Annotated in this window: 17 protein-coding genes; 14 read left to right on the top strand and 3 right to left on the bottom strand. The window is 71.6% G+C overall.

From position 1 onward, the window contains the following. Positions 1-77: 77 nt before the first annotated feature. The 3 genes from EEY80_RS02815 to EEY80_RS02805 are packed head-to-tail and all read left to right on the top strand — an operon-like array spanning position 78 to position 5,824. Positions 78-917 (top strand): DUF58 domain-containing protein, encoded by an 840-nt coding sequence (locus tag EEY80_RS02815; protein WP_126975111.1) that lies wholly within the window; start codon positions 78-80, stop codon positions 915-917. Then, positions 914-3,715, top strand: coding sequence for a DUF4159 domain-containing protein (locus EEY80_RS02810; RefSeq protein ID WP_126975008.1), 2,802 nt, complete (start codon positions 914-916; stop codon positions 3,713-3,715). Before EEY80_RS02815 ends, EEY80_RS02810 begins: the two co-directional genes overlap by 4 nt. Positions 3,716-3,730: 15 nt before the next feature. After that, positions 3,731-5,824, top strand: coding sequence for a hypothetical protein (locus EEY80_RS02805; protein WP_126975110.1), 2,094 nt, complete (start codon positions 3,731-3,733; stop codon positions 5,822-5,824). A 7-nt stretch (positions 5,825-5,831) separates the two neighbouring features. Here EEY80_RS02805 and EEY80_RS02800 read toward each other — a convergent pair whose 3' ends face one another. Further along, positions 5,832-6,536: a DUF599 domain-containing protein gene (locus EEY80_RS02800; protein WP_126975007.1), complete on the bottom strand. Its 705-nt coding sequence runs from the start codon at positions 6,534-6,536 to the stop codon at positions 5,832-5,834. A gap of 93 nt (positions 6,537-6,629) precedes the next feature. Between EEY80_RS02800 and EEY80_RS02795 the strand changes: the two genes are divergently transcribed. The 5 genes from EEY80_RS02795 (at position 6,630) to EEY80_RS02775 (ending at position 12,428) form a co-directional block, all read left to right on the top strand. Continuing rightward, entirely contained in the window at positions 6,630-8,060 is a 1,431-nt protein-coding gene (locus EEY80_RS02795; protein ID WP_126975006.1) for an FAD-linked oxidase C-terminal domain-containing protein, read from the top strand. Between the two features lie 67 nt (positions 8,061-8,127). Continuing rightward, on the top strand, positions 8,128-9,225 hold the full coding sequence (locus tag EEY80_RS02790) for an FAD-binding protein (protein ID WP_126975005.1): 1,098 nt from the start codon (positions 8,128-8,130) through the stop codon (positions 9,223-9,225). Between the two features lie 9 nt (positions 9,226-9,234). Further along, positions 9,235-10,611: a glycolate oxidase subunit GlcF gene (glcF, locus tag EEY80_RS02785; protein ID WP_126975004.1), complete on the top strand. Its 1,377-nt coding sequence runs from the start codon at positions 9,235-9,237 to the stop codon at positions 10,609-10,611. 351 nt (positions 10,612-10,962) lie between these two features. Beyond that, a complete protein-coding gene (locus tag EEY80_RS02780) occupies positions 10,963-11,775 on the top strand; it encodes a trypsin-like serine peptidase (RefSeq protein WP_126975003.1) in 813 nt (270 codons plus the stop codon). A 164-nt stretch (positions 11,776-11,939) separates the two neighbouring features. Further along, positions 11,940-12,428 carry an Hsp20 family protein gene (locus tag EEY80_RS02775; RefSeq protein ID WP_126975002.1) on the top strand — a complete coding sequence of 163 codons (489 nt, stop codon included), beginning with the start codon at positions 11,940-11,942 and terminating at the stop codon, positions 12,426-12,428. Between the two features lie 90 nt (positions 12,429-12,518). Here EEY80_RS02775 and EEY80_RS02770 read toward each other — a convergent pair whose 3' ends face one another. Together EEY80_RS02770 and EEY80_RS02765 are read right to left on the bottom strand one after the other, a co-directional pair. Further along, a complete protein-coding gene (locus EEY80_RS02770; protein WP_126975001.1) occupies positions 12,519-13,997 on the bottom strand; it encodes an NAD-dependent succinate-semialdehyde dehydrogenase in 1,479 nt (492 codons plus the stop codon). A gap of 33 nt (positions 13,998-14,030) precedes the next feature. After that, entirely contained in the window at positions 14,031-15,050 is a 1,020-nt protein-coding gene (locus EEY80_RS02765; protein ID WP_126975000.1) for a P1 family peptidase, read from the bottom strand. A 120-nt stretch (positions 15,051-15,170) separates the two neighbouring features. Between EEY80_RS02765 and EEY80_RS02760 the strand changes: the two genes are divergently transcribed. From EEY80_RS02760 to EEY80_RS02735, 6 genes are all read left to right on the top strand, one after another. Next, the gene (locus EEY80_RS02760; RefSeq protein ID WP_126975109.1) at positions 15,171-16,115 is read left to right on the top strand and encodes an ABC transporter permease; all 945 of its coding nucleotides are present in this window, start codon (positions 15,171-15,173) and stop codon (positions 16,113-16,115) included. Continuing rightward, positions 16,112-16,924: an ABC transporter permease gene (locus EEY80_RS02755; protein ID WP_126974999.1), complete on the top strand. Its 813-nt coding sequence runs from the start codon at positions 16,112-16,114 to the stop codon at positions 16,922-16,924. The genes EEY80_RS02760 and EEY80_RS02755 overlap by 4 nt, the downstream gene beginning before the upstream one ends. Further along, entirely contained in the window at positions 16,921-18,474 is a 1,554-nt protein-coding gene (locus tag EEY80_RS02750) for a dipeptide ABC transporter ATP-binding protein (protein WP_126974998.1), read from the top strand. Before EEY80_RS02755 ends, EEY80_RS02750 begins: the two co-directional genes overlap by 4 nt. Before the next feature lie 225 nt (positions 18,475-18,699). Further along, positions 18,700-20,328, top strand: coding sequence for a peptide ABC transporter substrate-binding protein (locus tag EEY80_RS02745; protein ID WP_126974997.1), 1,629 nt, complete (start codon positions 18,700-18,702; stop codon positions 20,326-20,328). A gap of 140 nt (positions 20,329-20,468) precedes the next feature. Further along, a complete protein-coding gene (oppB, locus tag EEY80_RS02740; RefSeq protein WP_126974996.1) occupies positions 20,469-21,392 on the top strand; it encodes an oligopeptide ABC transporter permease OppB in 924 nt (307 codons plus the stop codon). A gap of 10 nt (positions 21,393-21,402) precedes the next feature. Continuing rightward, the gene (locus EEY80_RS02735) at positions 21,403-22,338 is read left to right on the top strand and encodes an ABC transporter permease subunit (protein ID WP_126974995.1); all 936 of its coding nucleotides are present in this window, start codon (positions 21,403-21,405) and stop codon (positions 22,336-22,338) included. Position 22,339 lies beyond the last annotated feature (1 nt).

The following is a 22,339-nucleotide window of genomic DNA, read 5'->3' as shown; positions in this document are numbered from 1 at the left end:
AGCGCGGCGGACCCGCATTGACGGCGGTGCCGGGGGGCGTTCATGCCTCGGCCGGGCTGCGGCGGCGGGCCGAAGAGATGTCGCATGTGCTGCCGCCGCTGCTGGCGGCGGCGCGGCAACTGGCCAGCACGGTGCAGCTGGGCGCGCATGGCCGCCGGCGCGCGGGTCTGGGCGACGAGTTCTGGCAGTACCGCCCCGCCCATTCCGGCGATCCGGCCCGTGCCATCGACTGGCGCCGCTCTGCCCGGGCGGATGCGCATTTCGTGCGCGAACGCGAATGGCAGGCGGCGCAATCCGTGCATCTGTGGGTGGATGACGCGCGGTCGATGGAATTCACCGGCGATCCGGGCCGCGCCAGCAAGGCCGATCGCGCCCGGCTGCTGGCGCTGGCGCTGGCGGTGCTGCTGATCCGCGCGGGCGAACGGGTGGGCCTGTCGGATGCGGGCACCCCGCCCCGCGCGGGCGAGGGGCAGCTCGTCCGGCTGGCCACCCGCCTGACCGCCCCGCCCGCCGAGGCCGATTACGGCATGGCCGATGCCGAGGCGATGCAGCCCTGGTCGCGCGCGGTTTTCGTGTCGGATTTCCTGGGCGACCCCGCGGGGGTGGAGGCGGCGCTGACCCGCGCCTCGGACCGCGGGGTGACGGGCGCGCTGCTGCAGGTGCTGGACCCGGTGGAAGAGGCCTTCCCCTTCCGCGGGCGCACCATCTTCGAAAGCATGACCGGCGCGCTGGCGCATGAGACGCGCAAGGCCGGCGACCTGCGCGAGCGCTACCTGTCGCGGCTGGCGGAACGCAAGGACCGGCTGGCCGACCTCGCCCGCCGCACCGGCTGGCAATATCAGTGCCACCACACCGGCGACGCGCCCACGGTGGCGCTGCTCTGGCTGTATCACGCGCTGGAGCGGATGACCCGATGATGATCCTCGGCCCCCTCGGCTTTACCGCACCCTGGCTGCTTCTGGGACTGGCCGCGCTGCCGGTGCTGTGGTTCCTGCTGCGCGCGGTCCCGCCGGCGCCGATCCGCCGCCGCTTTCCGGGCGTGGCGCTGCTGCTGGGGCTGACCGACGACGAACAGGTGGCCGACCGCACGCCCTGGTGGCTGCTCGCGCTGCGGATGCTGGCCGTGGCGGCGGCGATCCTGGCCTTTGCCGGGCCGGTGCTGAACCCGCGCGCCGAGGGCGGCGGGCAGGGGCCGCTTCTGGTGCTGACCGATGGCAGCTGGGCCTCGGCCCGCGACTGGACGCAGGCCAGCGCCCGGATCGAGGCGGCGCTGGATCAGGCCGCGGCGGCGGGGCGGCCGGCGGCGCTGGTCAGCCTGACCGATCCGCCGGCGGGCGGGCCGGTCTTCACCGCGGCGAACGACGTGGCGGCGGGGCTGCCGGGCCTCGCCCCCCGCGCATGGGAGCCGTCAGAGGCCGAAATGGCGGCCTTCGTCGACAGCCTGCCCGATGGCGGGTTCGAGACGCTGTGGCTGTCCGACGGGCTGGCGCGGCCGGGCCGCGCCCAACTGCTGGAGGTGCTGATGGCCGAGGGGCCGGTGACGGTGCGCGAAAGCCCGCGCCTCCTGCGCGCCATCGGGCCGGGCGAACAGGCGGACGGGGCGCTGCGGGTGCCGGTGCTGCGCGCCGGTCCCGGACCGGCGGCCGAGGCCGAGGTGGCGGCGGTGGGGCTCGATCCGCTGGGGGTGCTGCGGGAACTGGCGCGGGGGCCGGTGTCCTTTGCCGCGGGCGAGGCGCAGGCCGAGGCGGTCTTCGACCTGCCGCCGGAACTGCGCAACCGCGTCGCCCGCTTCGAACTGGTGGGCGAACAGACGGCGGGCGCGGTGTCGCTGGCCGGCGACACCCTGCGCCGGCGCGAGATCGCGCTGATCGACGGGGGTGGCGCCTCGCGGGAGGGGCTGGAGCTGCTGGCCCCGACCCATTACCTCGAACAGGCGCTGGCGCCCTCGGCCGACCTGATCCGCGGCACGCTGGCCGATATCCTGCTGGCCGACCCCGATGCCATCGTCATGGCCGATGTCGCGCGGATCACCGAGGGCGAAAGCGCCGGCCTGCTGGACTGGATCGAGGGCGGCGGCCTCCTGGTGCGCTTTGCCGGGCCGCGGCTGGCGGCCAGCGACGAGGGGCGCGCGGCGATGGACCCGCTGCTGCCGGTGCGGCTGCGCGCGGGCGGGCGCAGCGTCGGCGGCGCGATGAGCTGGGGCGAGCCCAAGACGCTGATGCCCTTTCCCGAAGGCTCGCCTTTCCATGGGCTGGCCGTGCCCCCGGATGTCGAGGTGCGGGCGCAGGTGATGGCCGAACCCGACCCGCAGCTGACCGAACGCACCATCGCGGCGCTTGCCGACGGAACGCCGCTGGTGACCGCCCGGGCCGAGGGCGCGGGCCAGATCGTGCTGTTCCACGTCACCGCCAACGCGGAATGGTCGAGCCTGCCGCTGTCGGGCCTGTTCGTGCAGATGCTGGAACGGCTCGCGCTGGCCAGCGGCGGCGCCCAGCCCGAGGCCGCCGATCTGGACGGCACGACCTGGGTCGCGGATCGCGTGCTCGATGCCTTCGGCGCGCTGGAGGATGCGGGCGAGATGCCGGGCGTGCCCGGGGCGCGGCTGGCCGACCCGGTGCCGGGCCCGGATCTGCCGCCGGGCCTGTATCGTTCGGGCGACCGCAGCCTTGCCGTCAATGCCATCGCGCCGGGACGGGTGCTGGAACCGGCCAACTGGCCCGCGGGCGTCGCGATCGAGGGCGATGCCGCCCCGGCCGAGATGCGGCTGCAATCGCCGCTGCTGCTGATCGCGCTGGCCCTGCTGATGGCCGACATCCTCGCCTCGCTGTGGCTGGGCGGGCGGCTGTCGCGGCTGCGCCGGGTCGCGGCGCTGCTAGTGCTGGGCGTGGTGCTGGGGGCAGGCCTGCCCGGAATGGCGCCGCCCGCCGCCGCGCAGGAGCCGCCCGCGGACAGCGCGGCCGACCGTCTGGCCCTGCGCGCGACCTCCGAAGTGGTGCTGGGCCATGTCGCCACCGGCGATACGCAGGTGGACCGGGTGGCCGAGGCGGGGCTGCGGGGCCTGGGTCTGGTGCTGGCCGCGCGCACCTCGGTCGAGCCGGGCGCGCCGATGGCCGTCAACCTCGACACCGATGACCTTGCGGTGTTCTCCTTCCTCTACTGGCCGGTGACGCCCGACCAGCCCGCGCCCTCGCCCGAGGCCTATCTGAAGCTGAACCGTTTCCTGCGCACGGGGGGGCTGATCCTCTTCGATACCCGCGATGCCGATGTCGCCGATTTCGGTGCCGCCTCGCCCGCCGGGCGGCGGTTGCAGGCGCTGGCCGCGCCGCTGGACATCCCGCCGATCGAGCCGATCCCGGCCGATCACGTGCTGACCCGCACCTTCTATCTGCTGCAGGACTTCCCCGGCCGCTATCAGGGCCGCGGCATCTGGGTCGAGGCCGCGCCGCAGGCAGAGGAACAGGCCGAGGGCATGCCCTTCCGCAACCTCAATGACGGGGTGACGCCGGTGGTGATCGGCGGCAACGACTGGGCCTCGGCCTGGGCGGTGGACGATGCGGGCCGGCCGATGTACCCGGTCGGGCGGGGCATGGCCGGCGACCGCCAGCGCGAGATCGCCTATCGCTTCGGGGTGAACCTGATCATGCATGTGCTGACCGGCAACTACAAATCCGATCAGGTCCACGTTCCGGCGCTGCTCGAACGGCTGGGCCAGTAGGGGGCCGTCATGGACATGGCGCAACGCATCGTCTTCGACCCCGCCCTGCCCTGGGCCGCGATCTGGATCGTGGCGGCGCTGTCGGCGCTGGCCGTAGCGCTGGCGCTGTGGCGCGGCCTGCCGGGCTGGTGGCTGCGCGGTCTGGCGGCGCTGGCCCTGATCGCCGCGCTGGCCGCGCCGGCGCTGGAGACCGAGGAACGCCAGCCCCTGACCGACATCGTGCTGATGGTGGTGGACCGTTCGTCCAGCCAGTCGCTGCCCGGCCGCGCCGCGCAGACGGATGCGGCGGTGGCCCGCGTCCGCGCCGAGATCGCGGCCCTTCCCGATACCGAACTGCGCGAGATCGAGCTGGGCGACGGCGCCGAGGATGCGGGGACGGAACTGATGACCGCGCTGGCTGCCGCGCTGGCCGAAGAACCGCGCGCCCGGGTGGCGGGCGCGATCCTGGTGTCCGACGGGCAGGTGCATGACCTGCCGGCGACGCCGCAGATGCCCGCGCCGCTGACCCTGTTGCAGACCGGCCGCGCCGCCGACTGGGACCGCCGTCTGGTGATCCGCACCGCGCCCGCCTTCGGCATCATCGGCGAGACGCTGCAGGTGGTGGTCCGGGTCGAGGAGATGGGCGAGATGCCCGCCGCGCTGCAGGGCCGCCCGGTCGAGGTGGACCTCGCCATCGACGGGGCAGAGCCCGAACGGTTTACCGTGCCGGTGAACACCGACCTCGCGCTGGACCTGACGCTGGAACATGGCGGGCAGAACGTGGTGCAGTTCGACCTCGCCGCCGAGGAAGGCGAACTGACCGACCGCAACAATGCCGCGGTGGTGCAGATCAACGGCGTGCGCGACCGGTTGCGGGTGCTGCTGGTGTCGGGCGAGCCGCATGCGGGCGAACGGACCTGGCGCAACCTGCTGAAATCGGATTCGGCGGTGGACCTCGTGCATTTCACCATCCTGCGCCCGCCGGAAAAGCAGGATGGCGTGCCGGTCACCGAACTGTCGCTGATCGCCTTCCCGACGCAGGAGCTGTTCGTCGAGAAGATCGACGAATTCGACCTGATCATCTTCGACCGCTACAGCCAGCGCGGAATCCTGCCGCCGGTCTATTTCCAGAACATCCGCGACTATGTCATGGAAGGCGGCGCGGTGCTGGTCTCGGCCGGGCCGGAATTCGCCAGCGTCGAGAGCGTCTATCACTCCGCCCTGTCCGACATCCTGCCGGCGCGGCCGACCTCGCGCGTGATCGAGCGCGGCTTTCTTCCCACCGTGCCCTCGCTGGGCGAGCGTCATCCGGTGACGCAGGGTCTGGCCGCCTATGAGCCCGAAGGCGTCTCCGCCACCCCCACGGCCGAGGGCGAGGGTCCCCGCTGGGGGCGCTGGATGCGGATGATCGACCTGTCCGAAACGCGGGGCGAGACGGTGATGGAGGGTGCCGACGGCCGGCCGCTGCTGGTGCTCGACCGCGCGGGCGAGGGCCGGGTGGCGCTGCTGGCGTCCGACCAGGCATGGCTGTGGTCGCGGGGGTTCGAGGGCGGCGGGCCGCAGCTGGAACTGCTGCGCCGGCTGGCGCACTGGATGATGAAGGAGCCCGACCTCGAGGAAGAGGCGCTGACCGCCACGGCCGAGGGTCAGCGGATGACCATCACCCGCCGCACGCTGGGCGAGGGCCCGCGCGAGCTGACGATCACCGCCCCCGACGGGACCGAAACGGTGCTGCCGATGGAGGAGGCCGCGCCGGGCCGCTTTACCGCCGTCTTCGACGCGCCGGATATCGGGCTGTACCGCCTGCGCGAGGGCGATCTGGAACGGGTCTTCGCCGTCGGCCCCTCGGCCCCGAAGGAATTCGAGGCGACCATCGCCTCGGACGAACTGCTGGGGCCGGTGATGACCCCCACGAATGGCGGCGCGGTGCGGCTGGAAGAGGGCCTGCCCGACATCCGCACCGTGCGCGAGGGCCGCCCCGCCGCCGGGCGCGGCTGGATCGGGATCACGCCGCGCGCCGCCCATGCGACGGTCGGCATCTCGCAATCGCCGCTGTTGCCGGCCTGGGTCTTCCTGCTGATGGCCTCGGCGCTGATCGTGGGGGCCTGGCTGCGCGAGGGCCGGCGATAGGCGCCGCTCAGGTCCGGCGCAGCATCACCATCCGCGACCGCGACGCGAATTCCCGCCGCCACAGCACCCAGACCGTCGCCGCGACCGACGCCAGCAGCGGCAGCGCCCCCAGCAGCCAGGGCAGCGCGCCGAGCGCGAAATAGACCGAGCGCAGCCCCGCGTTGAAGTTGCGCGCAGCCTGGATGTTCACATCCGCCGCCTGGTCGGCGCGGGGATAGGCGTCGGGGTCGTTCGGATCGTTGGGCACCGCGGCCATCAGGATGGCGCAATAGCCGAACAGCCGGTGCGCCCAGACGAATTTCAGGAAGGCATCGGTGACCAAGAGCAGGATCACGATGATCTTGATTTCCCACACCACGGTCGGCACGCCGGTCTGCGTCAGGTCCCGCGCCAGCCCGGACAGCTGATCGGCATTGCCGAGCAGCGCCAGCCCGCCGCCGATGGCGATCATCGTGGCCGAGACGAAGAAGGAAGTGCCCTGCCGCAGGCTGTCGATGATGGCGCTGTCGAAGATGCGCGGGCTGCGGGTGACGAATTCCCGCATCCACTGGCGGCGGAAGTCGCGCATCAGCACCGAAACGGAAGCCTTGCCATGCGGCGGATGCTCGATCGCGCGGCCGATGACCAGCCAGCCCGCAAACAGCAGGGCCACCGCCACACAGTCCAGCGTGCCGAAATGCAGCAGATGCGCGAGGCCGATGGGAGAGTCCATATGCCGAAACTAACCTCTGGCCAGCGGCTTGCCAAATCGCTAAATTGGTCAGGCAAACTTACCGCATCGGCCAGCACAGCCCAGGAGCCCGCCATGCAGATGCCCCCGCCCGACCGGGCGATCCTGTCCCGCAAGGCCGAGATCGTCGCCCGCCTGCGCGCCGCCCTGCCGGGCGAGGCGGTGATCGACGATCCGGTGGAACTGCGCGCCTATGAATGCGATGCGCTGTCGGCCTATCGCTGCCCGCCGCTGGCCGCGGTGCTGCCCCGCACGACGGCCGAGGTCGCGGCGGCGCTGCGCACCTGCGCCGAGATGGGGGTGAAGGTGGTGCCGCGCGGCGCCGGCACCAGCCTGTCGGGCGGGTCGATGCCCAGCGAGGATGCGGTGATCCTCGGCGTGGCGCGGCTGACCCGGGTGCTGGAAGTCGATTACGACAACCGCTTCATTCGGGTCGAGGCCGGGCGCACCAACCTTTCCGTCACCGGCGCGGTGGAGGCGGAGGGGTTCTTCTACGCCCCCGACCCCTCCAGCCAGCTGGCCTGCGCCATCGCCGGCAATATCGGCATGAATTCCGGCGGGGCGCATTGCCTGAAATACGGGGTGACGACCAACAACCTGCTGGGCGTGACGCTGGTCACCATGCAGGGCGAGGTGATCGGGCTCGGCGGGCCGTTCTGCGATGCAGGCGGGCTGGACCTGCTGGGGGTGATCTGCGGGTCCGAGGGCCAGCTGGGCGTGGTGACCGAGGCCACGCTGCGCATCCTGCCCAAGCCCGAGGGTGCGCGGCCGGTTCTGATCGGCTTCGCCGCCTCGGACATCGCCGGGGCCTGCGTCGCCGACATCATCCGCGCCGGCATCCTGCCCGTCGCCATCGAGTTCATGGACCGGCCCTGCATCGAGGCGACCGAAGCCTTCTGCGGCGCGGGCTATCCCGATTGCGAGGCGCTGCTGATCATCGAGGTCGAGGGCGCGCCCGCCGAGATCGACGAACAGCTGCGCCTGATCCGCGAGATCGCCCTGCGCCACGACCCGGTAGAGATCCGCGAAAGCCGGTCCGAGGCGGAATCGAAGCGCATCTGGCTGGGGCGGAAATCGGCCTTCGGGGCGATGGGGGTGATGGGCGACTACATGTGCCTCGACGGCACGATCCCGGTCTCTGCGCTGCCTATGGTGCTGCGGCGGATCGGCGAATTGTCGGCGGAGTACGGGCTGCGGGTCGCCAATGTCTTCCACGCGGGCGACGGCAACATGCATCCGCTGATCCTCTACAATGCCAACCAGCCGGGGCAGCTGGAGCTGTGCGAGAGGCTGGGGGCCGAGATCCTGACGCTCTGCGTCGAGGCGGGGGGCTGCCTCAGCGGCGAACATGGCGTGGGGATCGAGAAGCGCGACCTGATGACGGTGCAGTTCGCCCCCGCCGACCTGGAGGCGCAGATGCGGGTGAAGGACGTCTTCGACCCGCGGTGGCTGCTGAACCCCGCCAAGGTCTTTCCGCTGGAGACGAGCGCCGGACGGCGCGGCTGACGGCCGGCCGGGGAGGGGCTGTCTGCCCCTCCCCGGACCCCACCCCGAGGATATTTGGGAACAGAAGATGAGCCAGACCACGGTTGCAGCCTCCTCGCGTCCCGGGACGGAAGACGAGCTTGCGGGGATGATCCGCGCCGCGAAAGGGCCGGTCTGGGTCCGCGGCGGCGGCACCCGGATTGTGCCCCCGGCGGGCCTGGAGGTGCTGGACACGGGGGGGCTGTCGGGCATCGTCCTCTATGAACCCGCCGCGCTGACCCTGGTGGTGCGGGCGGGCACGCCCCTGGCCGAGGTGGAGGCGCTGCTCGCGGCCGAGAACCAGCGCCTGCCCTTCGAGCCGGGCGGCGCACCGGGATCGACGATGGGCGGGGTGGCGGCCACCAATGCCTGCGGCCCGCGCCGGTTTCAGGCGGGCGCCTGCCGCGACGCGCTGATCGGCGTGCGTTTCGTCGACGGGCGGGGCACGGTGGTGAAGAATGGCGGGCGGGTGATGAAGAACGTCACCGGCTATGACCTGGTGAAGCTGCTGGCCGGCAGCCACGGCACGCTGGGGGTTCTGACCGAACTGGCCTTCAAGCTGCAGCCGGTGCCGCCCGCGGCGGCGACGGTGATCCTGCCCGGCCTGTCGGCCAAGGCGGCGGGGGCCGCGCTGCGGGCGGCGATGTCCTCGCCCTATGATGTGACCGGGGCGGGGTGGATGCCCGGGACCGGCGCGCTGATCCGGGTCGAGGGGCTGGCGGAATCGGTGGACTATCGCTGCGGGCGGCTGGCGGTGGCGCTGGCCCCGCACGGGGCGGCGGTGGTGGAACGCGATCCGGCCCGCGTCACGGCGCTGTGGCGGGACCTGCGGGCAGCGGCGCCGCTGGCGGGGGGCACGGGCGCGCCGTGGCGCATCTCGGTCCGGCCCTCCGACGGGCCGGAGGTGGTGGAACGGCTGGGGGGCGAGGCGGTGATGGACTGGGGCGGCGGGCTGGTGACGGCGCTTTACCCCGAGGGCGCGGATGCGCGGGCGCGGCTGACGGACCTGCCCGGCCATGCGACGCTGGTCCGCGGCACGGGGGCGGCGCGGTTTCATCCCGAACCCGCGCCGGTCGCCGCGCTGTCGGCGGCCCTGCGCGCGCAGTTCGACCCGCGCGGCATCCTGAACCCCGGGCTCATGGGCTGAGAGGACGACATGCAGACGAACTTCACGCCCGAACAGCTGGCCGATCCCGGCATCGCCCGCGCCAACCAGATCCTGCGCGCCTGCGTGCATTGCGGGTTCTGCACCGCGACCTGCCCCACCTATCAGGTGCTGGGCGACGAGCTGGACAGCCCGCGCGGGCGCATCTACCTGATCAAGGAGATGCTGGAAAGCGGCCGCCCGGCCGACGCGAAGACGGTCAAGCATGTCGATCGCTGCCTGTCCTGCCTTGCCTGCATGACGACCTGCCCGTCCGGCGTGCATTACATGCATCTGGTGGACCATGCTCGCGCCCATATCGAGGCGACCTACCGGCGGCCGTTCATGGACCGGATGTTGCGGCGGGTGCTGGCCGCGGTGATCCCCTATCCCGGCCGGTTCCGGCTGGCGCTGCTGGGGGCGAAGATCGCGCGGCCCTTTGCGCGGCTGCTGCCCGATGCGCGGCTGCGCGCCATGCTGGCGATGGCGCCGGCGCAGGTGCCGCCGGTCAGCCGCAACGACGATCCGCAGACCTTCCCGGCGCGGGGGGCGCGGCGGATGCGGGTGGCGCTGTTGACCGGCTGCGCGCAGAAGGCGCTGAACACCGACATCAACGACGCCACGATCCGGCTGCTGCGGCGGCTGGGATGCGAGGTGGTGGTGGCGCGCGGCATGGGCTGCTGCGGGGCGCTGACGCATCACATGGGCCGGGTCGGGGACAGCCACGATCAGGCGGCGGCCAATATCCGGGCCTGGATGGGCGAGAAGGCGGCGGGCGGGCTCGACGCCATTGTCATCAACACCTCGGGCTGCGGTACGACGGTGAAGGATTACGGCCACATGTTCCGCAACGATCCGCTCGCCGCCGAGGCGGCCGAGGTCTCGCGGCTGGCCTGCGACGTGTCGGAACTGCTGGCGCGGCTGATGCCCGAGGCGCCGGTCTGGCCGCACCAGCCGGCGACGGACGGCATTGCGGGCACCGGCGCGCCGGCGGCGGACCGCCACGCCCTGGCCGAGGGGCGGGGCCTGCGCGTCGCCTATCACGCCGCCTGTTCGCTGCAGCATGGCCAGCAGATCAAGGACCATCCCAAGGCGCTGCTGAAGGCCGCGGGGTTCGAGGTGGTGGAACCGGCGGACAGCCATCTGTGCTGCGGATCGGCGGGCACCTACAACCTGCTGCAACCGGCGCTGTCGGCGGAACTGAAGCGGCGCAAGGTCGCGACGCTGCAGGCGGTGGCGCCGCAGGTCATCGCCGCGGGCAATATCGGCTGCATGATGCAGATCGGTTCCGCCGCCGGGGTGCCGGTCGTGCATACCGTCGAACTGCTGGACTGGGCGACGGGCGGGCCGATGCCCCGCGCGCTGGCCGAGGCTGTCGAGGCGGCCTGAGGCGCAAGCCGGGGCGCGGCCTTCGCGGGGCTGGCAAAAGCTGGCGGGGCTGGCGAGCGAATGGCTGGCTAGCAGGGTCCGGCGGCTGGCACGAGGGCTGGCGGGACCGCGAGGGGTCAGGCGGGGCTGGCTGGCATCGACGCTGGCTGGCGGCCCTCTGGTGACTGACTTACGCCCTGCCGCTGTCGCAGCCCATGCGACGCCAGCGCCCGACAAAAAGCGTCGGGATCGCGCAGCTGTGGCGGAGGGCGCAACAGTCGGCGCCCGTTGCCGGCCCGCGTGTATCAGGGGCGCTTGCCAAAGCCGGGGGCGGCCCGCAGGATCGCGCCCGACCCACCGACCGGATGCCGGATGATCCGCCGCCTGACACGCCCCCTCTGCCTGTCGATCCTGCTGTGCCTCGGGCTGGCGCAGGCCAGCGGAGCGCAGGATTCGCAGCTGCATTCGCTGCTGACCGCCGATGACAGCCGGGGCTGGGATGCCGTCGGGCGGATCGACCTTGCCGGGCGGGGGTTCTGCACCGGGGCGCTGATCGCGCCGGATCTGGTGCTGACCGCGGCGCATTGCCTGTTCGACAAGACCACCGGGCAGGCCTTCGCCGCCTCGGAGATCCGCTTTCTCGCCGGCTGGCGCGGCGGGCGGGCGGCGGCCTATCGCGACGTGCGCCGCGCCCTGCCGCATCCGGGCTATGTCAACCGGGGCGGCGGCGATATCGGCCGCGTCGGGCAGGATCTGGCGCTGCTGGAACTGACGCAGCCGATCCGCCTGCCCTCGATCGCGCCGTTCGAGACGGACCTGCTGCCCCGGCCTGGCGATGCGGTGGGGGTCGTCTCCTATGCGCTCGACCGGTCCGAGGCACCCTCGCTGCAGGACATGTGCCATGTCCTCGACGAACAGGACCAGATCCTCGTGCTCAGCTGCAGCGTCGATTTCGGCGCCTCGGGCGCGCCGATCTTCACCTTCGCCGGGGGGCGGCCGCGCATCGTCTCGGTCGTCTCGGCCAAGGCCGAGGTCGAGGGGCAGCCGGTCTCGCTCGGCACCTCGCTGGCCGGGCCGCTGACGGAACTTCGCGCGGCGATGGCGGGGACCGGGCTGCCCTCGGGCGGGCGGGTGCTGCGCCCGGGCGCGGGGCAGGGCGAGGGCGCGAAGTTCATCCGCCCCTGAGGCGATCCCCACAGCGATTTTCCTGCGGAACCGGGGTCTTGACGCCCCGGTCGCCGCTTCCCATCTGAAGGGGGCCGGGGTGCCGCGTTCGGGTCCCGGTGCATTTGCCAACCGTCCCCTGTCCGCGCGGGAAGGGGATCAGACATCGCTCATTGGAGGATGACATGCGCAACTTCGATCTGGCGCCGCTCTATCGCGCCACCGTGGGCTTCGACCGTATCGCCGACCTGATGGATCGCGCCCTTGCGGCCGATGTGGCCCAGCCTGCCTACCCGCCCTACAACATCGAGAAGACCGCCGAGAACGCCTATCGCATCTCGATCGCCGTCGCCGGCTTCGCCGCCGAGGAACTGAGCGTCGAGGTCAAGGAAGGCGCGCTGGTCGTGGCCGCCCGCAAGGCCGCCGAGGACACCGGCCGCAGCTATCTGCACCGGGGCATCGCCACCCGCGCCTTCGAGCGTCGCTTCGCGCTGGCCGACCATGTCCGTGTCACCGGCGCCACCCATGCCGATGGCATGCTGCATATCGACCTGGTGCGCGAGATCCCCGAGGCGCTGAAGCCGCGCCGGATCGAGATCGCCCGCAGCACCCCGGCCGAGACCGCGGTGGACACCACGGTCGAGGCGAAGGCGCTGGACAGCGCGCAGGCCTGACCGGCCCCATCTTCACGATGACGAAGGGCGCGCCGCGATGGCGCGCCCTTTTCCTTGGCCGGCCGCGCCCGGTCAGACGCCGAGGCGCGTTCAGACGCTGAGGCAGACGTACTTCATCTCCAGATAGTCCTCAATCCCGTGGCGGCTGCCCTCGCGGCCGAGGCCGGATTGCTTCACCCCGCCGAAGGGTGCCACCTCGGTCGAGATCAGGCCGGTGTTGACGCCGACGATGCCGTATTCCAGCGCCTCCTGCACCCGGGTGATGCGGCCGATGTCGCGGGCGTAGAAATAGGAGGCGAGGCCGAAGATCGTGGCATTCGCGGCCTCCACCGCCTCTGCCTCGGTTTCGAAGCGGAAGAGGGGGGCGAGCGGGCCGAAGGTCTCCTCGCGCGCCACCTTCATCTCCTGCGTGACCCCGGTCACCACCGTCGGCTGGAAGAAGGTGCCGCCCAGGTCGTGCCGCTTGCCGCCGGTCAGCACCGCACCGCCCCCCGCCAGCACGTCGCGGATATGCTCCTCGACCTTTTCCACCGCCGTCTCGGTGATCAGCGGCCCGGCCTCCGTTCCCGGTTCCAGCCCGTCGCCGACCGTCAGCTTCTCCACCGCCGCCGCCAGCTTCTCGGCGAAGGCGTCATGGACGCCGGCCTGAACATAGATGCGGTTGGCGCAGACGCAGGTCTGGCCGTTGTTGCGGAATTTCGAGGCCATCGCGCCCTTCACCGCCTCGTCCAGATCGGCGTCGTCGAAGACGATGAAGGGCGCATTGCCGCCCAGTTCCATCGAGCATTTCATCACCTGATCCGCCGCCTGCCGCAGCAGGATCCGCCCCGTCTCGGTCGAGCCGGTGAAGGTCAGCTTGCGCACCGCCGGGTTCTCGCAGAACTCCTTGCCGATGTCCGAGGCGCGGCTGGAGGTCACGACCGACAGGATGCCCGCGGGCAGCCCCGCCCGTTCGCCCAGCACCGCCATCGCCAGCGCCGAAAGCGGCGTTTCCGAGGCCGGCCGGGCGACGAAGCCGCAGCCCGCCGCCAGCGCCGGCGCGCATTTGCGCGCGATCATGGCGTTGGGGAAATTCCAGGGCGTGATCGAGCCCACCACGCCCACCGGCTGGCGCAGCACGGTGATGCGCTTGTCGCGCATATGGCCGGGGATCGTCTCGCCATAGATGCGCTTGGCCTCTTCGCCGAACCATTCGATGAAGCCCGCGCCATAGGCGATCTCGCCCTTCGCCTCGGCCAGGGGCTTGCCCATCTCGGCGGTCAGGATCGTGCCCAGATCGTCCTGGTTCGCCATCATCAGGTCGAACCACTTGCGCAGCACGGCCGCGCGCTCTTTCCCTGTGCGGGCGGCCCAGTCCGTCATGGCGGTCCCGGCGGCGGCGATGGCGCGGGCGGTCTCGGCGCGGCCCAGATCGGGCACGGTGCAGATCACGTCGCCGCGGGCGGGGTTCCTGACCTCGAACCGGGCGCCGTCATCGGCCTCGATCCAGGCGCCCGCGACGAACGCGCGGGTCGCGAGCAGGGTCGGATCCTTCAGCCGGGCGGAAAGGTCGGTGGCGGAGTCGAGCATCTTGCCCTCCTGTCTGATACCGGGCGCAACAGATCACCCGCGCCGGGCACTGTCCAGACCTGCGCCGAAGCGGTCCTGCCAGCAGGGCAGCGGGTCGCCCGGCGCGGCGCGGGCGGCATGGACGGCGCGGGCGATGGCCCGGGCAAGGCAGCAGGCTGCGGCATGGCCCAGCAGGAAGCTGTCGGCGACCGGATCGGCCAGCGCCCGCGCCCCCGTCGCAGCCGTGAAGACCAGATCGCCGTCCAGCGGGGTGTGGCTGGGCAGGATGGCCCGCGCCATGCCGTCCTGCGCCGCCACCGCCATCCGCTGCGCCTGCGCCTGATCCAGCCGGGCATCGGTGGCGACGATGGCGATGGTGGTGGCCGCGCCCGGCGCCTTCGACGGGGCCGGCTCCCATCCCGGGTCGGGCAGGGCCGCGGGCAGGCCGAGCCCGCCGAACTCTGCCCTCATCTCCCAGGGCGCGGCCCAGAACTGCGGCCCGTCGCCCACCGTCACGCTGCCGAGCGCGTTGACCGCGACCAGCGCGCCGACCGTCACGCCCGAGGCAAGGACTGCCGAGGCGGATCCCAGCCCGCCCTTCAGCCCGCGGCAGGTCGCGCCCGTGCCCGCGCCCTGGGTGCCGAGCGCGAACTCCGGCCCCGCCGCCGCCAGCGCCGCCCGGCCGAGCGGACCATAGGGATTGTCGGTCCAGCCCTTGTCGCCGCCGTTCAGCAGGTCGAAGAGGATGGCCCCCGGCACGATCGGCACCCGCATGTCGCCCACCGCAAAGCCGCGCCCCGCCGCGCGCAGCCCCTCGGCCACGCCCGAGGCCGCGTCGAGCCCGAAGGCCGAGCCGCCCGACAGCACCAGCGCATCCACCTGCTGCACCAGCCGGTCCGGAGCCAGCAGGTCGGTCTCGCGCGTGCCGGGCGCGCCGCCCATGACGCTGACGGCGGCGGTGAAGGGCGCATCGGCGGTCAGCACCGTCACCCCGCTTTTCAGCCGGTCGCAGGCGGCATTGCCGACCCGCAGGCCCGGCACGTCGGTGATCAGGTTGCGCGGTCCGGGCCTCATGGCGCTGGCGGCTCCTTCTTGTCGGCGGAACTATCCCGCGGGGGTCCGGGGGCGCGAAGCCCCCGGCCTGCGCCGCCGATACTGGACGCTTTCCGCCCGAGGCTCTAGCCTTTGCGGGCCATGATCGCCTTCCTCGCGCGCCGCCTCCTCGTGCTGATGCTCTCGCTGGTCGTGGCGAGCCTCGTGGTCTTCACCGCGGTCGAGGTGGTGCCGGGGAACCCGGCGGCCTTCATGCTGGGGATGAACGCGACGCCCGAGACGGTGGCGGCGCTGCAGCAGACGCTGGGCCTCGGCCAGCCGGCGCCCCTGCGCTATCTCGACTGGGTCGCGGGGATGCTGCGGGGGGATTTCGGCATCTCCTACACCTACAGGACGCCGGTGGCCGACCTGGTCGCGGACCGGCTGGCGGTGTCGCTGCCGCTGGCGGCGCTGGCGCTGGCGCTGTCGGCGGCGCTGGCGCTGCCGGTGGGGCTGTTCGCGGCCGCGCGGCAGGGGCGGGCCGGGGATGCGGTGGCGATGGGGGCGGCGCAATTCGGCATCGCGCTGCCGAATTTCTGGCTGGCGATGCTGCTGGTGCTGGTCTTCGCGGTGAACCTGCGCTGGCTGCCGGCGGGTGGCTTTCCCGGCTGGTCGGATCCTGCGGCGGCGCTGCGGGCGCTGATCCTGCCCGCGGTGGCGCTGGCCCTGCCGCAGGCGGCGATCCTGGCCCGGGTGCTGCGCGCCGCGCTGATCGAGACGATGGCCGAGGACTATATCCGCACCGTCCGCGCCAAGGGTCGCAGCCGCACGGGCGCGCTGCTGGCCCACGGGTTGCGCAATGCGCTGGTGCCGGTGCTGACCATCCTCGGGATGCAGTTTTCCTTCCTGCTGGCCGGGGCGATCATCGTCGAGAACGTGTTCTACCTGCCCGGTCTGGGGCGGCTGATCTTTCAGGCCATCACGCAGCGCGACCTGATCGTGGTCGAATCCGCGGTGATGCTGCTGGTGGTGGCGGTGATCCTCGTCACCTTCCTGACCGACCTCGCCTATGCGCTGGTCGATCCGCGGCTGAGGCGGGCGGGATGAGGCGGCTGTCGCTGGCCCTGGGGCTCGCGCTGTCGGGGGCGGCGCTGGCCGCGGCGCTGGTTTCGTTCCTGTGGCTGCCGGCGGACCCGCTGGTCCTGTCGGTGGCGGACCGGCTGCAACCGCCCTCGGCGGCGCACTGGCTGGGCACCGATCATCTGGGCCGCGACATCGCCGCGATGCTGATGGCCGGCGCACGGGTGTCGATCGCGGTGGCGCTGGTCGCGGTGGGGATCGGGCTGGGGATCGGCGTGCCGCTGGGGCTGATCGCCTCGGCGCGGGCGGGACAGTGGCTGGACGATCTGGTGATGCGCGGCAACGACCTGATCTTCGCCTTCCCGAGCCTTGTCATCGCCATCCTGATCACCGCCGTCTTCGGCCCCTCGGCGACAAACGCGATCCTCGCCATCGGCATCTTCAACATCCCGGTCTTCGCGCGGGTGGCGCGGGGGGCGGCGCTGCCGGTCTGGACGCTGGACTATATCCGCGCCGCGCGGCTGGCGGGGAAGGGGCGGCTGAGGATCGCCGCCGAACATGTGCTGCCGAACATCGCGCCGCTGCTGATCGTGCAGGCGACGATCCAGTTCTCGCTGGGCATCCTTGCCGAGGCGGGGCTGAGCTATGTGGGCCTCGGCGCGCAGCCGCCCACGCCCAGCTGGGGACGGATGCTGGCCGAGGCGCAGACGATGGTGACGCTGGCCCCGCATGTCGCGCTGATGCCGGGGCTCGCGATCGTGCTGACGGTGCTGGGGCTGAACCTGCTGGGCGACGGCCTGCGCGACCGGCTCGATCCGCGCCGGGTGCGGGCATGAGCCTGCTGCGGATCGACGGGCTCGACCTGTCCATCGGTGCCGCGCCGATCCTGTCGGGCGTGTCGCTGGCGGTCGGGCGGGGCGAGGTGCTGGCGCTGGTCGGCGAAAGCGGATCGGGCAAGTCGATGACGGCGCTGGCGGTGCTGGGCCTGTTGCCGCCGGGGGCGCGGGCGGCGGGGCAGGTGGCGCTGGAGGGGCGCGACCTGCTGCCCCTGCCGGACCGCGACCGGCGGGCGCTGCGCGGCGCGCGGATCGGCATGGTGTTTCAGGAGCCGATGACCGCGCTCGACCCGATGCAGACCATCGGCGATCAGGTGGCAGAAACGCTGCGCATCCATCGCGCCGCGGACCGGGCGGAGGCGCGGCGCATCGCCGCCGCAAGGCTGGACCGGGTGGGGCTGCCGGCGGACCGCTTTCCTCCGACGCTGTATCCGCATCAGCTGTCGGGGGGGCAGCGGCAGCGGGTCTGCATCGCCATGGCCATCGCGCTGCGCCCGGCGCTGCTGATCGCGGACGAGCCGACCAGCGCGCTGGACGTGACGGTGCAGGCGCAGATCCTGACCCTGCTGCGCGATCTGGCGCGGGACGAGGGCATGGGCCTGCTGCTGATCACCCATGACCTTGCCGTGGTGCGGCAGGCGGCGGACCGGGTGGCGGTGATGCAGGCGGGCCGGGTGGTCGAGGCGGGGCCGGCGGCGCAGGTGATGCAGGCCCCGGCGCAGGGCTACACGCGCGACCTGATCGCCGCATGGCGGCACCGGCCCGTCCGTGCCGCCGCGATGCCCGGTCCGCCGCTGCTGCAGGTCGAGGCGGCGCGGCGCGACTATCCGCTGCCGCGCCCGCATCCCTTCGCCCCGCGTCGCCAGCGGCGGGCGGTGGACGGGGTCGACCTGACCCTGCACCGGGGCGAAAGCGTGGGTCTGGTGGGGGAGAGCGGCTGCGGCAAGTCCACGTTGGCGCGGGCGATCCTGGGCCTCGACCCGCTGCAGGGCGGGCGGGTGCTGCTGGACGGGCAGCCGGTGACCCCGGACATGCCCCGCGCGCGGCGGGCGGCGATGCAGGCGGTGTTCCAGGATCCGCAGGGCAGCTTCGATCCGCGCTGGCGGGTGGGGCGGCTGGTGGCCGAACCCTTCCACCTGCTGCCCCGCCGTCCGCCCGACTGGCGCGACCGGGTGGCGGCGGCGCTGGCGGCGGTGGGGCTGCCCGCCGATGCGACGACCCGGCACATCCACGAATTTTCCGGCGGCCAGCGCCAGCGCATCGCCATCGCCCGGGCGCTGGTGACGCGCCCCGCGCTGATCGTGCTGGACGAGGCGGCGAGCGCGCTCGACGCGCGGGTGCGGGCGCAGGTGCTGGACCTGCTGGCGGGGCTGCAGGCGGATCACGGCCTGTCCTATCTGGTGATCAGCCACGACATGGGCGTGATCCGCGCCATGACCGACCGGGTGCTGGTGATGCAGGCGGGACGGATCGTTGAGGCGGGGCCGACGGCGCAGGTCTTCGACGCGCCGGCCCATTCGCTGACCCGGGCGCTGGTGGCGGCGGTCTGATGCCCGCGGTTCGGGCAGCGGGACTGCCCGCGTTTTAGGCAGGTTCCCGCCGAGCCGCGCGATCTGCCGCGAGGTCAGTATCGACAGCTGCCTGTACAGGCGGTTCCACTGGCCCATCGACCGATGCGCGGGCCCGCCCCGCCGCCGGAAGAACCCCATATGACGGCCCGCGCGGCCCCGCCCGCGCCCGCGCCGTTCAACCCGATGCTTCAGGAGGAGCTCTCCATGACCCTGCATATCCGCCGCGCGACGGCCGGTCTGATGCTTTCCACCGCCCTGGTCGCGGCACCGCTGGCCGCGCAGGAAACCGCGCCGAACGGCGATGCGCTGGCCGAGGACCAGACCCTGACCATTCGCATGCTGGACGAGCACACCTCGCTCGACCCGCAGCTGATCGAGGACGTGCCGGGGTCCGACATTTCGCGCCAGCTGTTCGAGGGGCTGATGGTGCAGGACGAGAACGGCGAGCTGGAGCCGGGCGTCGCCGAAAGCTATGACGTCAGCGAGGATGGCAAGACCTATACCTTCCACCTGCGCGAGGATGCGAAGTGGTCGAACGGCGATCCGGTGACGGCGGGCGACTTCGTCTTCGCCTGGCAGCGCGCGGCCTCGCCGGAACTCGCTTCGGAATACCAGTGGTTCATCGGGCTGATGTCGATCGTGAACGCCGATGCGGTGATCGCGGGCGAGATGCCGGTCGAGGAACTGGGCGTCACCGCCGTGGACGACCGCACGCTGGAGGTGCGGCTGTCGGCGCCGCTGCCCTATTTCCCCCAGATGACCACGCATACCACGACCTTCCCGGCCCCGCAGAAGGTGGTCGAGGAATTCGGCGACGCCTGGACCCAGCCCGGCAACATCGTGTCGAACGGCGCCTACAAGCTGGAAGAGCATGTGCCGAACGAACGCGTCGTCGCGGTCAAGAACGACCAGTACTGGGATGCGGAAAACGTCATCATCGACCGCTTCGTCACGCTGGTCATCAATGACGAGAGCCAGGGCCTGACCCGCTTCCTCGCCGGCGAGCTGGACCGGACCGAGATGCCGGCGGGCCAGTTCCCGCGGATGAAGCAGGAACATCCCGACGAGGCGGTCAGCTTCCCGCGGCTGTGCAACTACTACTACACCTTCAACCTGTCCGAGTCGGGCCCCGAGGCGTTCAAGGACGTGAAGGTGCGTCAGGCGCTGGCGCTGGCGGTGGACCGCGACATCGTGGTGAACAACATCCTCGCGGGCGGGCAGCCCCCGGCCTATACCTTCACCCCTGCCGCGACCGCGGGCTTCACCGTGCCGGATGTCGAGATGGCCTCGATGACGCAGGCCGAGCGCGACGCCCGGGCCAAGGAACTGCTGGCCGAGGCCGGATATGGCCCCGACAATCCGCTGAGCTTCACCATGCTCTACAACACCTCGGAAGATCACCAGAAGATCGCCGTGGCGCTGTCGCAGATGTGGAAGCAGAAGCTGGGCGTGCAGGCCAGCCTTGGCAACATGGAATGGCAGACCTTCCTCGACGCGCGCAGCCAGCAGGCCTTCGACCTGGCCCGCGGCGCCTGGTGCGGCGACTATAACGAGGCCTCGACCTTCCTCGACCTGCTGACCACGCCGTCCGGGTCGAACGACGGCAAGTATTCCAACCCCGAGGTGGACCGGCTGATGTTGGACGCGCGCACCGCCGAGGATCCGCAGGCGAACTACACGCAGGTGGAAGAGATCATCGCCGAAGAGATGCCGGTGATCCCGATCTACCACTATGCGGGCGTCTACATGCTGGACACCGACGTCGGCAACTGGCCGGTGAACAACGTCGAGCAGAACTGGTACGTCAAGAACATGTGGAAGAAGGCCGAGTGACGGCGGCTGGCCTTGCCCCGGTTGCCGGGGCAGGGCCTTTCGCCCCACCGGCCTGACCGCCGCCCCGGTCCCGGCGCGCCCCGCAGGCGCGGCCGGGCACCGGGGTCTTCCGCATTCAACGACTGGACCCGGTTCCCCCGATGCTGAGCTATATCCTGCGACGGCTGCTCGTCGCCATTCCGACCCTGCTGTTGCTGGTGGTGCTGTGCTTCCTGCTGATGCACGCGGCGCCCGGCAGCCCCTTCAACAGCGAACGCGCCCTGCCGCCGCAGGTGCTGGCAAATATCGAGGCCAAATACGGCCTGGACAAGCCGCTGCCCCTGCAGCTGTGGGACTATCTGGTGGGGGTCGTCACCCGCTTCGACTTCGGCCCCAGCTTCGTCTACCGCGACCGCACGGTGAACGGCATCATCGCGCAGGGCTTCCCGGTGACGCTGACCTACGGCACGATCTCGTTCATCGTGGCGGTGCTGGTGGGCGTCAGCCTCGGCGTGGCCGCGGCGCTGCGGCAGAACACCTGGATCGACTACATCGCCGTCGGCACCAGCTTTTCCGCGCAGGCGCTGCCGAATTTCGTGATGGCGCCGATCCTGGTGATCGTCTTCACCTGGAAGCTGGGCTGGCTGCCGGGCGGCGGCTGGAACAACGGCGCCTGGCCCTATGTGGTGATGCCGGTGATCGCGCTGTCCACCTCGTTCATGGCCTCCATCGCCCGGATCACCCGGTCCTCGATGCTGGAGGTGCTGAACTCCAACTTCATCCGCACCGCCCGGGCCAAGGGCCTGCCCGCGCGCACCATCGTCTGGCGCCACGCGATGAAGCCCACGATGATGCCGGTGGTCAGCTACCTGGGACCGGCCTTCGTCGGCATGATCACCGGGTCGGTGGTCATCGACATGTATTTCTCCACCGGCGGCATCGGGCTGTTCTACGTCAACTCGGCACTGAACCGCGACTATTCGGTGATGCTGGGGCTGACCATCCTCTACGGCGCGCTGACCATCCTGTTCAATCTGGTGACGGACGTGGTCTATGCCTGGCTCGACCCGAAGATCCGGTACTGAGGGCAATCCCATGACACAGACAGTTTCCCGCGAAGACCGGACCGAACGCATCGCCGAGACCATGACCGACGCCGCCATCCACGGCCGGTCGCTGTGGCGCGATGCGCTGTCGCGATTCCTGCGCAACCGCGCCGCGGTGGGCGCGGTGATCGCGCTGCTGCTGGTGCTGGCCTTCGTGCTGGTCGGCCCCGCCTTCGCCCGCTTTTCCAACGAGGAGATCGACTGGGCGCTGATGGGCGACGTGGCCGGGCAGGGCGGGCCGTCGCTGGCCAACGGCCACTACTTCGGGCTGGACGAACTGGGCCGCGACCTCTACGCACGCACGATCCAGGCCACCGGCACCTCGCTGACCGTGGGCATCATCGGCGCGGCGGTGGCGGTGATCATCGGCACGCTCTATGGCGCCTTCGCGGGCTATGTCGGCGGCTCGACCGACAACCTGATGATGCGCGGTGTGGATATCCTGCTGGCGGTGCCGTCGATGTTCATCATCATCCTGCTGCTGGTGATGTTCGGCCGGTCCTTCAGCATGCTCTTCGTCGGCATCGGCGCCGTCAGCTGGCTGGAGATGAGCCGGATCGTGCGCGGCCAGACCCTGTCGCTGCGCAACCGCGAATTCATCGAGGCGGCGCGCGCGGCGGGGGTGGGCACGATGACCATCATCCTGCGCCATATCGTGCCGAACCTGATGGGGGTGGTGGTCGTCTATGCGACGCTGCTGGTGCCGCAGATCATCCTGACCGAAAGTTTCATCAGCTTCCTCGGCCTCGGCGTGCAGGAACCGGCGACCTCGCTGGGCGCGCTGATCTCGGCCGGCGCCGCGACCATCACCTTCGGCACCGTCTGGCAGCTTGCCTTCCCGCTGTTCTTCTTCCTCGTCACCATCGTGTCGCTGTTCTTCATCGGCGACGGCCTGCGTGACGCGCTCGACCCCAAGGATCGCTGAC

The sequence above is a fragment of the Frigidibacter oleivorans genome (assembly GCF_003993775.1).
Lineage (GTDB): Bacteria > Pseudomonadota > Alphaproteobacteria > Rhodobacterales > Rhodobacteraceae > Frigidibacter > Frigidibacter oleivorans.
The sequence above is the reverse complement of the archived record's forward strand: the minus strand, read 5'-3'. Positions and strand labels throughout refer to the sequence as shown.

Bases quoted from the DNA above. Each gene is read 5' to 3' on its own strand.
- EEY80_RS02780 (WP_126975003.1), top strand. From the start codon at position 10,963: ATGATCCGCCGCCTGACACGCCCCCTCTGCCTGTCGATCCTGCTGTGC.
- oppB (WP_126974996.1), top strand. From the start codon at position 20,469: ATGCTGAGCTATATCCTGCGACGGCTGCTCGTCGCCATTCCGACCCTG.
- EEY80_RS02805 (WP_126975110.1), top strand. From the start codon at position 3,731: ATGGCGCAACGCATCGTCTTCGACCCCGCCCTGCCCTGGGCCGCGATC.
- EEY80_RS02745 (WP_126974997.1), top strand. From the start codon at position 18,700: ATGACCCTGCATATCCGCCGCGCGACGGCCGGTCTGATGCTTTCCACC.
- EEY80_RS02735 (WP_126974995.1), top strand. From the start codon at position 21,403: ATGACACAGACAGTTTCCCGCGAAGACCGGACCGAACGCATCGCCGAG.
- EEY80_RS02795 (WP_126975006.1), top strand. From the start codon at position 6,630: ATGCAGATGCCCCCGCCCGACCGGGCGATCCTGTCCCGCAAGGCCGAG.
- EEY80_RS02750 (WP_126974998.1), top strand. From the start codon at position 16,921: ATGAGCCTGCTGCGGATCGACGGGCTCGACCTGTCCATCGGTGCCGCG.
- EEY80_RS02790 (WP_126975005.1), top strand. From the start codon at position 8,128: ATGAGCCAGACCACGGTTGCAGCCTCCTCGCGTCCCGGGACGGAAGAC.
- EEY80_RS02765 (WP_126975000.1), bottom strand. From the start codon at position 15,050: ATGAGGCCCGGACCGCGCAACCTGATCACCGACGTGCCGGGCCTGCGG.
- EEY80_RS02810 (WP_126975008.1), top strand. From the start codon at position 914: ATGATGATCCTCGGCCCCCTCGGCTTTACCGCACCCTGGCTGCTTCTG.
- EEY80_RS02770 (WP_126975001.1), bottom strand. From the start codon at position 13,997: ATGCTCGACTCCGCCACCGACCTTTCCGCCCGGCTGAAGGATCCGACC.
- EEY80_RS02760 (WP_126975109.1), top strand. From the start codon at position 15,171: ATGATCGCCTTCCTCGCGCGCCGCCTCCTCGTGCTGATGCTCTCGCTG.
- glcF (WP_126975004.1), top strand. From the start codon at position 9,235: ATGCAGACGAACTTCACGCCCGAACAGCTGGCCGATCCCGGCATCGCC.
- EEY80_RS02815 (WP_126975111.1), top strand. From the start codon at position 78: ATGTCGCATGTGCTGCCGCCGCTGCTGGCGGCGGCGCGGCAACTGGCC.
- EEY80_RS02800 (WP_126975007.1), bottom strand. From the start codon at position 6,536: ATGGACTCTCCCATCGGCCTCGCGCATCTGCTGCATTTCGGCACGCTG.
- EEY80_RS02775 (WP_126975002.1), top strand. From the start codon at position 11,940: ATGCGCAACTTCGATCTGGCGCCGCTCTATCGCGCCACCGTGGGCTTC.
- EEY80_RS02755 (WP_126974999.1), top strand. From the start codon at position 16,112: ATGAGGCGGCTGTCGCTGGCCCTGGGGCTCGCGCTGTCGGGGGCGGCG.